Origin of the sequence: Bradyrhizobium sp. USDA 4541 (genome assembly GCF_024171085.1) — a bacterium.
Lineage (GTDB): Bacteria > Pseudomonadota > Alphaproteobacteria > Rhizobiales > Xanthobacteraceae > Bradyrhizobium > Bradyrhizobium australafricanum.
Window position 1 is genome coordinate 1490334 of sequence record NZ_JALJZF010000001.1, and the last position, 12263, is coordinate 1502596.

13 protein-coding genes and 1 tRNA gene are annotated in these 12263 nt (G+C 65.1%); 11 read left to right on the plus strand and 3 right to left on the minus strand.

All coding sequences use genetic code 11. The features are described from left to right. The first annotated feature begins 17 nt into the window (after nt 1–17). The 6 genes from J2R80_RS07035 (at nt 18) to J2R80_RS07060 (ending at nt 6525) form a co-directional block, all read left to right on the plus strand. Nucleotides 18–1403, plus strand: coding sequence for a cytochrome P450 (locus J2R80_RS07035; RefSeq protein WP_253638265.1), 1386 nt, complete (start codon nt 18–20; stop codon nt 1401–1403). Nucleotides 1404–1444: 41 nt separating this feature from the next. Further along, the gene (locus J2R80_RS07040; protein WP_028337387.1) at nt 1445–2854 is read left to right on the plus strand and encodes an adenylate/guanylate cyclase domain-containing protein; all 1410 of its coding nucleotides are present in this window, start codon (nt 1445–1447) and stop codon (nt 2852–2854) included. Nucleotides 2855–3131: 277 nt separating this feature from the next. Further along, nucleotides 3132–3635, plus strand: coding sequence for a TerB family tellurite resistance protein (locus J2R80_RS07045; RefSeq protein WP_016847256.1), 504 nt, complete (start codon nt 3132–3134; stop codon nt 3633–3635). 226 nt (nt 3636–3861) lie between these two features. Then, nucleotides 3862–4641: an SDR family oxidoreductase gene (locus J2R80_RS07050; RefSeq protein WP_076834982.1), complete on the plus strand. Its 780-nt coding sequence runs from the start codon at nt 3862–3864 to the stop codon at nt 4639–4641. 142 nt (nt 4642–4783) lie between these two features. Continuing rightward, the gene (locus J2R80_RS07055) at nt 4784–5599 is read left to right on the plus strand and encodes a glutamine amidotransferase (protein ID WP_253638266.1); all 816 of its coding nucleotides are present in this window, start codon (nt 4784–4786) and stop codon (nt 5597–5599) included. A gap of 116 nt (nt 5600–5715) precedes the next feature. Further along, the gene (locus tag J2R80_RS07060; RefSeq protein WP_253638267.1) at nt 5716–6525 is read left to right on the plus strand and encodes an enoyl-CoA hydratase; all 810 of its coding nucleotides are present in this window, start codon (nt 5716–5718) and stop codon (nt 6523–6525) included. A 158-nt stretch (nt 6526–6683) separates the two neighbouring features. On the opposite strand, the gene J2R80_RS07065 is transcribed toward J2R80_RS07060, so the two are convergent. Further along, nucleotides 6684–6759 (minus strand) — tRNA-Ala (locus tag J2R80_RS07065). Nucleotides 6760–7056: 297 nt separating this feature from the next. On the opposite strand from J2R80_RS07065, the gene J2R80_RS07070 reads away from it, so the two are divergent. The 3 genes from J2R80_RS07070 to folD are packed head-to-tail and all read left to right on the plus strand — an operon-like array spanning nt 7057 to nt 8590. Next, nucleotides 7057–7347 carry a YggT family protein gene (locus tag J2R80_RS07070; protein WP_016847252.1) on the plus strand — a complete coding sequence of 97 codons (291 nt, stop codon included), beginning with the start codon at nt 7057–7059 and terminating at the stop codon, nt 7345–7347. Nucleotides 7348–7368: 21 nt separating this feature from the next. Next, complete coding sequence (locus J2R80_RS07075; RefSeq protein WP_016847251.1) at nt 7369–7704, plus strand: DUF167 domain-containing protein; 336 nt, start codon at nt 7369–7371, stop codon at nt 7702–7704. Nucleotide 7705: 1 nt separating this feature from the next. After that, a complete protein-coding gene (folD, locus tag J2R80_RS07080) occupies nt 7706–8590 on the plus strand; it encodes a bifunctional methylenetetrahydrofolate dehydrogenase/methenyltetrahydrofolate cyclohydrolase FolD (protein ID WP_253638268.1) in 885 nt (294 codons plus the stop codon). A gap of 154 nt (nt 8591–8744) precedes the next feature. Here folD and ppa read toward each other — a convergent pair whose 3' ends face one another. Further along, nucleotides 8745–9275, minus strand: coding sequence for an inorganic diphosphatase (ppa, locus tag J2R80_RS07085; protein ID WP_028337382.1), 531 nt, complete (start codon nt 9273–9275; stop codon nt 8745–8747). A gap of 165 nt (nt 9276–9440) precedes the next feature. Then, nucleotides 9441–9950 carry a GNAT family N-acetyltransferase gene (locus J2R80_RS07090; RefSeq protein WP_028343770.1) on the minus strand — a complete coding sequence of 170 codons (510 nt, stop codon included), beginning with the start codon at nt 9948–9950 and terminating at the stop codon, nt 9441–9443. A gap of 374 nt (nt 9951–10324) precedes the next feature. Between J2R80_RS07090 and J2R80_RS07095 the strand changes: the two genes are divergently transcribed. Continuing rightward, nucleotides 10325–10792, plus strand: coding sequence for a DUF2269 domain-containing protein (locus J2R80_RS07095; protein ID WP_076834978.1), 468 nt, complete (start codon nt 10325–10327; stop codon nt 10790–10792). 125 nt (nt 10793–10917) lie between these two features. Beyond that, nucleotides 10918–12246 (plus strand): SDR family oxidoreductase, encoded by a 1329-nt coding sequence (locus J2R80_RS07100; RefSeq protein WP_253638269.1) that lies wholly within the window; start codon nt 10918–10920, stop codon nt 12244–12246. Nucleotides 12247–12263: the final 17 nt, after the last annotated feature.

Consider the following 12263-nt stretch of genomic DNA (forward strand, 5'->3'; position numbering starts at 1 on the left):
GCAGGGAAGCGAGGACCATGAGCATAGCCGAGGTCTACGATATCACGGTCACGCGGCGTCCCCTGGTCCCGCCGGCCCCGCCGCGTGCGCCGGACGATATGGGTGCATTCCAGCGCATGCGGGTGATGCGCAACTCGCCGATCGAGACCTGGGGCCAGCGCGCCTATGAGGACGACATTGTCCAGGGCCGTTTTCTCGGCCACTCGAGCTTTATCCTCAACACGCCGGATGCGATCCGCCATGTGCTGGTCGACAATTACGAGAACTACACCCGCACGCCGGCCGGCCTTCGCGTGCTGCGTCCGATGCTCGGCGAGGGGCTATTGATCGCCGAAGGGCGGGCGTGGAAACATCAGCGCCGCACGCTGGCGCCCGCGTTCACGCCGCGCGCGGTGACGACGCTGGTGCCTTACATGATTGCGGCGGTCGACGAGACCATCGCCAAGCTGAAGTCGGCCAGCGGCGGCCCGGTCGATCTGCGCGAGGCGATGCAGCGGATGACGCTGGAGATCGCCGGCCGCACCATGTTCTCGTTCGGCATGGATCGCCACGGCGCCGCGCTGCGGGATTTCGTGATGGAGTATGGCAACACGCTGGCGCGGCCGCACATGCTCGATCTGGTGCTGCCGTTGAACTGGCCGACGCCGCAGGATTTCCGCCGCGCCCGTTTCCGCAAGCGCTGGACCGCGTTCGTCGGCATGCTGATGGCCGAGCGACGTGCGGCCGGCAAGGATGACAACGCGCCGGCCCGCGACCTGTTCGACCTGATGGGCGCCGCGCGTGATCCTGAAACCGGCGAGGCCTTCACCGATGCCCAACTCGGCGACCAGGTCGCCACCATGATCCTGGCCGGCCACGAGACGACTGCGACCGCGCTGTTCTGGGCGCTTTATCTGCTGGCGCTCGATCCCCTGACCCAGGAACAGCTGGCGGCAGAAGTCGGGAGCGCGGCGACGTCTGGCGCGCTCGACATCGAGCGGCTGAAATTCACCCGCGCGGTGATCGACGAAACCATGCGGCTTTATCCGCCGGCGTTCCTGATCGCGCGTGCGGCAGGCGGTCCCGATACCATCGCGGGCCGTCCGGTCAGGAAGGGTGACGTAATCCTGATCGCGCCGTGGCTGTTGCACCGGCATGAGAAGCTGTGGCGCGATCCGAACGCGTTCGTGCCGTCGCGTTTCATGACGGGAACGCCGCCCGATCGGTTCGCCTATCTGCCGTTCGGGGTCGGCGCGCGGGTCTGCATCGGCGCGCATTTTGCGCTGGTCGAGGCGACGCTCGCGCTTGCGAAGATCATCGGCGCATTCCGCGTTGCGCTGGCGGACAAGGATCCGGTGCTGCCGATCGGCGTGGTGACGACACAGCCGAACCGTTCGCCGGTGTTTACGATCAAGCCGCGCTGATCTTGCGCGGCGGTGTCCCAATGCTCATCTAGGGGCTCACCATGAGCGATACGCAGGCCCATTTCGCAGTCCTCAGGCAGACGACCGATCCGGCCGTCGTCGATGCCATGCAGCAGCTGATCGCGGACGGTCATGACCGGGATCTCAACCGCATCAATCTGCTGGATTTCTCGAGCCGCACCGGGCTCGACCAGGAGAAGGTGATCTCCGGCTTCCTGCATGCGTCGCGGCTCGGCCTGTTCGACATGAGCTGGAATGTGCTGTGCCCGGGCTGCGGCGGCGTGCTCGATGCGCATTCGACGCTGAAGTCGTTGCGTCATGACGACTATAATTGCGCGCTGTGCGCGGCGGGTTACGAGGCGTCCGTCGACGACCTGGTCGAGGTCGCCTTCACCGTCAGCCCGCGCGTGCGCCGCATCGGCGCGCATGATCCGAACACGCTGCCGATCTGGGAATATGTCCGCCAGATGTTCTGGAGCTCGGGCATCGAGCTCAACGAAGACTCGCTGGAGCGCCTGCTCAAGGAGGTGACGCTGGAATCGCTGGAATTGCCGGCCGGCGAAAAGGCGCTGCTGTCGCTGCAATTGCCGAAGCAGTTCCTGATCGTGTTCGAGCCGGTGACGCACTCGGCGCATTTCTTCGACGTGCAGGGCGAGCCGACCACCGAGCGCCAGCAATTCTCGATCGTGTTCAACAAGCTGCAGGCGCCGACCGGCACCACGGTGCTGCGGCCGGGGCCGCTCCGGCTGTCGCTGGACAACCAGACCGACACCCGCGTGCTGCCCGCTGTTTGGGTAGCAGCCGATGCGCTGCATGAGCTGCTCGGCAAGCGCAAGCCGATCCTCACCGCGAAGCGGATGCTGTCGAACCAGACCTTCCGCGATGTGTTCAAGGCCGACAACCTCACGGTCGACCAGCGGCTGAAGATCACCGCGCTCACCTTCCTGTTCACCGACCTCAAAGGCTCGACTGCGCTCTATGAACGGGTCGGAGATCTCGCCGCGTTCGATCTGGTGCGCGCGCATTTCCACGCGCTGCTCGAGATCATCGCTTCCGAGCACGGCGCCGTGGTGAAGACGATCGGCGATGCCGTGATGGCGACCTTCATCCGGCCAGAGCATGCATTGTCGGCGGGCCTGCGCATGCGGGCGGCGATGAAGCAGCTCAACACCGAGCGCGGCAAGGAAGATCTGATCGTCAAGATCGGCATCCATGAGGGGCCGTGCCTCGCGGTGACACTCAACGAGCGGCAGGATTATTTCGGCCAGACCGTGAATATCGCAGCCAGGGTGCAGAGCCTGTCGACGTCGCAGGAAATCCATTTGACCCAGCCGGTGATGGAATCGGCTGAGGTCGCGGGCATCCTCGATCGCGCCGCGATCAAGCCGATCCAGAAGGAAGCGGCACTGCGTGGCATTGCCGACAAGCTCGTGGTGTACGAGATACCGTAGTTGAGCACATCGTCATTCCGGGATGGTCCGTCAGGACCAGACCTCAGATGCGCAATTGCGCATCGGGGAATCTCGAGATTCCGGGTTCGATGCTTCGCATCGCCCCGGAATGACTCAATCCATGTTGCCGAAACGTAATGTCGCAGCGGGAACCTGCGCGGATTGCACCGGTTCTGTTTCCACGCCATATAGATTTCAACGGAGCGGGATCCGGAAAAACTTGATAGCCGGATAGATCGCGCTCAAATCAGGCAGACTTCATTCCACAGAGAGAACGATGCTCGACGGACTTCGCCAATTCATTGCCGATATCGTTTCCCCCGACGCCCAGGCCGACCGCACCTTCGATGACGGCGACTATCGCCTGGCGGCGACGGCGCTGCTGGTGCATGTCGTCTCGCTGGATGGCGAGCCGACGCCTGCCGAGACGCGCAAGCTGCACGGCCTGATCGAGAGCCGTTTCCAACTCGATCGCGGCGCGGCCGACAAGCTGATCGCCTCTGCCATGCGCGTCGAGGGCGAGGCCGTCGATCTCTATCACTTTACCAGTGTGATCATGCGCTCGGTGAACGAGGAGGGACGCCTGCGCATCGTCGAGATGATGTGGGAGCTGGTCTATGCCGACGGTCAGGTCAGCGAGTTCGAGGACAATGTGGTCTGGCGCGCCGCCGATCTGCTCGGCATTTCCTCGCGCGACCGCATCGATCTCAAGCATCGGGTTGCCGAGAAGCAGGCGGCGCTGCCAAAGGGCCCCTGGGGCACGGCGGACGCCGCAATCTGACGCGATTGCCCGCGCCGGCGGAGGCATCGTCACCGGTATCAGGGATGACGAAATTTTAATGTCCGCCGCGATTGTGGGCGATCCGACTGAAAATCTGGCGTTTCATCACAAAACTGGTGCCTCGCCACTGTCCACAAGCTTACACACGGCTTGCGTCCCACCGCATGCCTATGCTCTCGTCGGCTTGTTGGGGACCTCACTAGAATTTGCAGTAAGAGTTTGAAACGTGACCGAGCGTGTGACGCTGATAACCGGGGCATCGGCGGGCATAGGCACCGAACTGGCGCGCGTGTTTGCATCGAATGGTCACCGTGTGGCGCTCGTGGCGCGGCGCGCCGACCGCCTGAAGGCGCTCGCCGACGAACTCGGGGCCAAGGGCGGCGCAGCGCCGATTGTGATCCCCTGTGATCTCCAGCACGCCGATGCGGGCGACCGGATCGCGCAGGCCCTGACCGACGCCGGGGTCGAGGTCGAATTTCTCGTCAATAATGCCGGCTTCGGCCTGTTCGGCCGCGCCATCGAGCGCGACCGCGCCGAGCAGCTCAACATCATCAATGTCAATATCCGCGCGCTGACCGATCTGACGCTGCGCTTTGCCGACCAGCTGATCCGCAACCGCGGCGGCATCCTCAATCTCGGCTCGATCGCCGGATTTCTGCCGGGCCCCGGCATGGCCGTGTACTACGCCAGCAAGGCCTATGTGTTGTCGTTTACCGAGGCGTTGCGCTGTGAGCTGGCGCCGCAGGGCGTGCGTGTCACCGTGTGTTGCCCGGGCCCGGTACCATCGGAGTTTCAGGATCGCGCCGGATTTGCCCCTGGATTCGATTCCGCCATCCTCAACGTTTCACCGGAAGAGGTGGCCCGTCAGGCCTATCGCGGGTTGATGGCCAACAAGCGCGCGGTGCTGCCCGGCACCTTCATTAAGCTGGTGCCGTTCCTGCTCCGGCTGTTTCCGCGCGACTTCATCCTGACGGCGGTCGGCGGATTCCAGCTCCGCAAGCGCTAGCTGCCCTGGAAAGCCCACTCGTTGCCGCTAAGGCTGTTTCTGGCCCGCGATTTGCTTCGCCTGGGTATGTGCAAACTCACACGATGTTAACGACCACTTAGCTATGATCGCGCCTTACGTGCCGAAACTTTAAGCAGAGGCAATGTCGTTCCGGACTGACCAGAGCCGTGTCGTGGTGCCCTTCGCCAGCCGAAGGCCGGCCGCGGTCACGCCCAGGGATCAAGTCTTGGATCAGATCTCGTTGCGGCCGGTGCTGATCGTGCTGCATCAGGAGACATCGACTCCCGGCCGGATCGGCAACGCCCTGCGCGCGCTGGGTTACCGCCTCGACATCCGCCGCCCGCGCTTCGGCGACGCGCTGCCCGAAACGCTCGATGCGCATGCCGGCGCGGTGATCTTCGGCGGTCCGATGAGCGCCAATGATGGCGACGACTATGTGCGGCGCGAGATCGACTGGATCGCTGTTCCGCTGCGCGAGCAGCGTCCGTTTCTGGGCATCTGCCTCGGCGCGCAGATGCTGGCGCGGCAGCTCGGCGCCGAGGTCGCGCCGCATCCGCAAGGCCGTGTCGAGGTCGGCTATTATCCGGTCAGGCCGACCGAGGCGGGCCGCGCGCTCTGCCCGGACTGGCCGGCGCGGGTCTATCACTGGCACGGCGAGGGATTTCAATTGCCCGCCGGCGCCGACCTGCTCGCGGCGGGCGACGATTTCCCGGTGCAGGCGTTCCAGTTCGGCAACGCCTTCGGCCTGCAATTCCATCCCGACGTGACCTACGCGATGATGCATCGCTGGACCACACGCGGTTGCGCACGGATGGATTCGCCGGGCGCACAACCGGGCCATCTGCACTTCGCCGAGCGTGCCGTGCACGATGCCGCCGAGCGCGCGTGGCTGAAGCATTTCATCGACGGCTGGATCGCGCGCGTGCCGCAGCGGCAGCTGCTGCAGGCCGCTGAATAGCCGCCACGCGGAATTTCGCGCCGGCTTTTCATTCTGGTGAATGTGCTACTGTCGGCCGCCGCGCGCAGGCCGCATCGCCGCGCGTATCGATAACAACAAGGCACAGGGAGATCGCCGTGAGCTACGAGCACATCCTCTATGAGGTCAGCGACAGGATCGCGACCATCACGCTCAATCGCCCCGATCGCATGAATGCGTGGACCGCGATCATGGAGCGCGACGTGCGCCACGCGATGGAGACGGCGGCCAACGACGACAACGTTCGCGTCATCGTGCTGACCGGCGCGGGCCGCGGCTTCTGCGCCGGCGCCGACATGGACGCGCTGAAGGGGATCGATCCCAACGAGGTCAGGCGCGGCGAGAACATCCCGTTCGACATGAACCGCCGCGCCGACTGGCAGACGCGCCACGCCTACTACCCCGCGATCAGGAAGCCCGTGATCGCGATGCTCAACGGCGCCACCGCCGGCATCGGCCTGGTCCACGCGCTCTATTGCGATTTGCGCTTCGCCGCTGACACCGCGGTGTTCACCACCGCCTTCGCGCGGCGCGGCCTGATCGCCGAACACGGCATCAGCTGGATGCTGCCGCGTATCGTCGGCCATGCCAACGCGCTCGATCTGCTGATGTCGGCGCGGCGGGTGTCGGCCGAGGAGGCGCTGCGCATCGGCCTCGTCAACCGGCTCTCCGCGCCGGAGAAGCTGCGCGAGGAGACCTATGCCTATGCCCGCGACCTCGCCGATTTCGTCTCGCCGAGCGCGATCGCGGTGATCAAGCGCCAGATCTACGACGTGCCGTTCCAGACGCTCGCCGAAGCCACCATCGATGCCAACCGCGAGATGCAGATCGCGCTGAAGGGCAATGATTTCCGGGAAGGCGTCGCGAGCTTTGTGGAGAAGCGGCCGCCGCGGTTTACCGGGACGTGAGGGGGCTAACGGATAAAGTCCGACTTCGCCCTTTGGGCGTGGGCAGATTGCCTCGGCCCGGCTTCGCCCTTCGGGCTACGCCGCGGCAGCCTTCGCTCGCATCGCTGCGATGGACTATCCGGGCTTGCCGAGCCGAAGCTCGCGAAGCGAGCGAAGGCTGGTGGAGCCAGGCGGGATCGAACCGCCGACCTCGTCATTGCGAACGACGCGCTCTCCCAGCTGAGCTATGGCCCCATCGCGGCCGGGTGTTGCTGAGTATCCCGGCCGTCAGTCGGGCGCCATTTACAGTCCCGCCCAAGGTCAAGTCAAGAACGGTGAAAGCGCGGTTTTCGGCCCGTCCCGCCGGGAACTTCCCTTGTTTGCGGGGGGATGAACCGATATCTAGGGCGTGATCCCGACCCGGCGGACCGCCCGAGCGCCCAGTGCATAGCGGTTTTCCGAAACGATCCTGCTCAAACAAGAAGCGCGATGGCGGCTCAGTCCGGTCTCGTTGCGCTTCAATCGGTTGTCTTACCCGCGAGCCCCCCTCATATGCGCGCTGTTCTCGACATCGTCATCATCATCCTCGACCTCTATGTCTGGCTGCTGATCGCCTCCGCCATCCTGTCCTGGCTGGTCGCCTTCAATGTGGTCAACACGCGCAACCAGTTCGTTTCCGCGGTGGCCGAGTTCCTCTACCGGATCACCGAGCCGGTGCTGCGGCCGATCCGCAACGTGATGCCGAATCTGGGCGGGCTCGATATCTCGCCGATCATCGTGATCCTGATCATCATGTTCATCCAGCGGGTGATCGCCTATTACATCTATCCCAACGTGATCTGACCCTTTCTCGACGTGGCCTTGATGGATCCGTGGCGCTATTCCACCGAGGGCATCAGCATCGCGCTGCGCGTGACGCCGCGCGGCGGCCGCGACGACATCGACGGGATCGAGACGCTGGCCAACGGCCGTTCGGTGGTGAAGGTGCGGGTGCGCGCCATCGCCGAGGGCGGCGAGGCCAACCGTGCGGTGACTGAGCTGCTGGCCAAGGCGCTCGGCGTGCCGAAAGCCAGGGTGAAGCTGCTGTCCGGCGCCACCTCGCGGCTCAAGCAGGTCGCGGTGGACGGCGATCCGAAAGGGCTCGGCGATACATTGAGGAAGCTGACTGCGGCCAAGCCGAACCAGCAGACAAGGGACTGACATGACTGCCCGCATCATCGACGGAAAAGCCATCGCCGCCGAGCTTCGCGCCCGCGTCGCCGACGAGGTCGCCCGCGTCAAGCGCGACCACCAGCTCACGCCGGGGCTCGCCGTCGTGCTGGTCGGCCATGATCCCGCGAGCGAGGTCTATGTCCGCAGCAAGCACACCCAGACCCAGGCCGCCGGCATGGCCTCGTTCGAGCACAAGCTGCCGGAGGATGTGTCGCAGGCCGATCTGCTGGCGCTGATCGCGCGGCTCAACTGCGATCCCATGGTGCATGGCATCCTGGTGCAGCTGCCGCTGCCGAAGTCGCTGCACACCGAGACCATCATCAACGCGATCGATCCGGCCAAGGACGTCGATGGCCTGCACCCCAACAATGCCGGCCGGCTCGCCGGAGGCCTGGCCGCGCTGTCGCCCTGCACGCCGCTCGGCTGCATCATCCTGACCAAGAGCGTGCACGCCTCGCTGGAGGGCATGAACGCGATCGTGATCGGCCGCTCCAATCTGGTCGGTCGTCCGCTGGTGCAATTGCTGCTGAACGAGAACGCGACGGTGACGATCGCGCATTCGCGCTCGCGCGATCTGCCAAAGCTCTGCGCCCAGGCCGATCTGGTCTATGCCGCGGTCGGCCGGCCCGAGATGGTGCGGGGCGACTGGCTGAAGCCGGGCGCGACGGTGATCGATGTCGGCATCAACCGCATTCCGGTGCCCGGCGGCAAGCCGAAGCTGGTCGGCGATGTCGCGTTCCAGGAAGCGCTCAATGTCGCCGGCGCAATCACGCCGGTGCCCGGCGGCGTCGGGCAGATGACGGTGGCGTGCCTCCTGGTCAACACGCTGCGCGCCGCCTGCGCGATTGCCGGCCTGCCGGCGCCGGCGGTGTGAAATGCTCCCTCGCCCCGCTCTTGCGGGGAGAGGGTTGGGGTGAGGGGCCCCTCTCCGAGGTGGGATTGTCGAGAGACCTGTACCCCCTCACCCGGATCGCATTCCGCCCCGCTACATGCGATCCGACCTCTCCCCGCAAGCGGGGCGAGGTTAGTCACTTCTTCTTCGCGCGCTCGATGCCTTCGAGGATCAGCCTGCGGGCTTCGTCGGCGTCGCCCCAGCGCAGCACCTTCACCCACTTGCCTTTCTCGAGGTCCTTGTAGTGCTCGAAGAAGTGCTGGATCTGCTGCAGCGTGATGTCGGGCAGGTCGCTGTAGTTCTGCACCTTGTCGTAGCGCTGGGTCAGCTTCGATGACGGCACCGCGATGATCTTCTCGTCGCCGCCGGCCTCGTCCTCCATCAGGAGCACGCCGACCACGCGGACGCTCATCACCGCGCCCGGCACGATCGCGCGGGTGTTGACGATCAGCACGTCGCAGGGATCGCCGTCGCCGGACAGCGTGTGCGGGATGAAGCCGTAATTGCCGGGATAGCGCATCGGCGTGTAGAGGAACCGGTCCACCACGAGCGTGCCGGCTTCCTTGTCCATTTCGTACTTGATTGGCTCGCCGCCGACGGCAACCTCGATGATGACGTTGACGTCGTGGGGCGGATTTTTTCCGATCGATATGGCGTCGATACGCATGGATTGCTCCGCGTGGCCTCTGGAAGTTGAGAACGATGTGATTTTTTGGTTGGCGCCGCCGGGCCGCGAAACGGCTCCCGGCCCGGCCTTGAGACCGGGCTGGCCGACGCGCGCAGCGCTGGAGGCTGGTTTAGCCTTGCTGCAGCTGCGAGAGAAGCAGGATTTTCAGTTGGCCCAGGCGAAAGCGACCTTGTCGAGCGACTTGGGCCCGAACCGCTCCGAAGAGCGCGCCACCATCCGGCCGCCCAGCGCACGGTAAAACTCGGTTGCCGGCTCGTTGTCGGAGAGCGCCCAGATCACCATGCTCTTGAGGCCGCTCTGCATCAGGTCGCGGCGGGCGGAGGCGAACAGGCGCCGGCCGAAGCCAAGCCCCTGGAATTCCGGCCGCAGATAGAGCTCGTAGATCTCGCCTTCGAAATGCAGGCTGCGGGCGCGGTTGCGGCCGTAATTGGCGTAGCCTGCGACCCGGTCGCCGAACACCAGCACGCTGACGCGGCTGCCCTTGCGGATGGCGCTGTCCCACCACTGCGGGCCGCGGCGATTGATCAGCTTTTCGAGTTCGGCGCCGGGGATGATTCCCTGATACGCCGAGCGCCAGGCTTCGTCATGGGTAGACGCCACCGCCGCCGCGTCTGCAGCTTTGGCCGGCCGGACCTCGATTAGCGTTGTGCTCATGGGTGTAATCAAAGCAAGTCGGCGGGCCGCCTTCAAGGTCCATCGTTAATTATCGGTTAATCTGTGGATTTTTTGCATCAGTGTCGTGAGAACTTGTTCCGAAAGAGGACACTTGCCGGAGTTCAAGCGGCCAACCGCCGATCCGGAGCTGTGCAAAGCGTGGATCGCGAGCGCAGTATGACACTGCCATAGTTGGAAAAAGCTCATTCGGGGGCTGATTCGCGGCCGGGATTCTGCGGGCGAATCCAGACGCGATGTGGGTACTCCGACCGCGCCACGCCTGCCCCGCCGCAGTGGATTTTCGCGCCCGACCGGCCTATGGCAGCGGCGGTATTTGTGCGCGCCGAAGTTGGCCTGATCACGAGCGGACTGCGATGACGCTCTACTTCCTGATCAAATATCTGCACGTGCTCGGGGCCATCGTGATCCTGGGCACCGGGACCGGCATCGCCTTCTTCATGCTGGCGGCGCATCGCACGCAGGATGTGGCGTTCATCGCGCGCACGGCGGCGACCGTCGTGATCGCGGACATGATCTTCACGCTGAGTGCCGTGCTGCTTCAGCCGGTGAGCGGCGGACTGCTGATGCTGTTGTCGGCAACGAGCATCACCGAGCGCTGGCTGGCGATTTCGCTTGCGCTCTATGTGCTGGCCGGCGTGTTCTGGGTTCCCGTCGTCTTCATGCAGATGGAGATGCGCAATCTTGCGCAGGCGGCCGTCGAAAAAGGTCTTCCGCTGCCGCCGCGTTATTTTGCGCTGTTTCGCCGCTGGATCCTGTTCGGTATTCCCGGCTTCGGCTCGGTGATGATCATCCTCTGGCTGATGATCGCGAAACCATTTTAGCGCAGTGTCGTCATTCCGGGGCGATGCGAAGCATCGAACCGCAGATGCGCAATTGCGCATCGGGGAATCTCGAGATTCCGGGTTCGCTTCGCACCCCGGAATGACGCCAAATAGTCTGGGGCCTCATGAGTGACGACGCATCACACAACATCCTCGTGCTCGGCGCCTCAGGCCTGATCGGGCGCACCATCACCGACGATCTGCGGGCGCGCGGCTTTCACGTGATCGGCATCGCGCGGCACTTAACGCCGGCGCAGAAAATGAGCGCGGCCGATCTCGAGCTGCCGGTCATGTCGATGGATGCCGCGGCGCTGACGCAGCTGCTTCGCACGCACGAGGTCAACATCGTCGTGAACTGCCTCGGCGTGCTGCAGGATGGCCCGGGCAGCGACACAAGCGCGGTGCATCGCGACCTCGTCGCGCGGCTGTTGCAGGCGATCGGTGACAGCCACCGCGCCATCCGTCTCGTCCACATCTCGATTCCCGGCACGGCCGACGCGGACCGCACCGCCTTCAGCACCACCAAGCGCGAGGCCGAACGGCTGATCGCGGCGTCCGGGATTCCCCACGCGATCCTGCGTCCGGGCTTCGTCATCGCGCCGTCGGCCTATGGCGGCAGCGCCATGCTGCGGGCGCTGGCGGCGCTGCCGGTCGACCTGCCGGCCGAGGAGGCGGCGACGCCGTTCCAGCCGGTCGCAGTCGAGGATATCGCCGCCACCATCGCCTGGCTTGCGGCGCGCGATGTCGCCGATGAAGCGGTGCGATCGGTGACATGGGACCTGATGCACGAGCAGCCGATTTCGCTCGGCGGCGTCATCGCCCGGTTCCGCCGGTCGTTCGGCACGGCAAAGCATGTCCGCATCGCGACCCCGCCGGTCCTGATCGATCTCGGCGCCCGCCTCGGCGATCTCGCAAGCCGGCTCGGCTGGATGCCGCCGCTGCGCTCCACCGCGATCGCCGAGCTGCGCCGCGGCGTCACCGGCGATCCCGCAGGCTGGATGCAAGCGACCGGCATCGTGCCGAAGACAATCGCGCAAGCGGTCGGCGGCCGCCCCGCGACCATTCAGGATAAATGGTTCGCGCGGTTGTTTTTGATCAAGGCGCTGATCTTCGCAAGCCTCGTGTTGTTCTGGGTCGCGTCCGGCTTCATCGCGCTGGTGATCTCCTACGACGCCGCGGCGGGCATTTTGCGTGCGCACCATTTCCCGCCCGCCTTGGTCGGGCCGGTCACGGTGCTGACCAGCCTGATGGACATGAGCATCGGGGTGCTGATCGCGATCCGCCGCACCGCGGCGTTCGGTCTTGTTGCGGGCATCGTCGCCTCGCTCGGTTACATGGCGGGATCGGCGATCCTGACGCCGGATCTCTGGATCGAGCCGCTCGGCGCGCTGGTGAAGACGGGACCCGCGATCGTGCTGATGCTGGTCGCGCTGTTGATCCTGGATAACCGGTAGCGTTTTCGAGCGAAGTG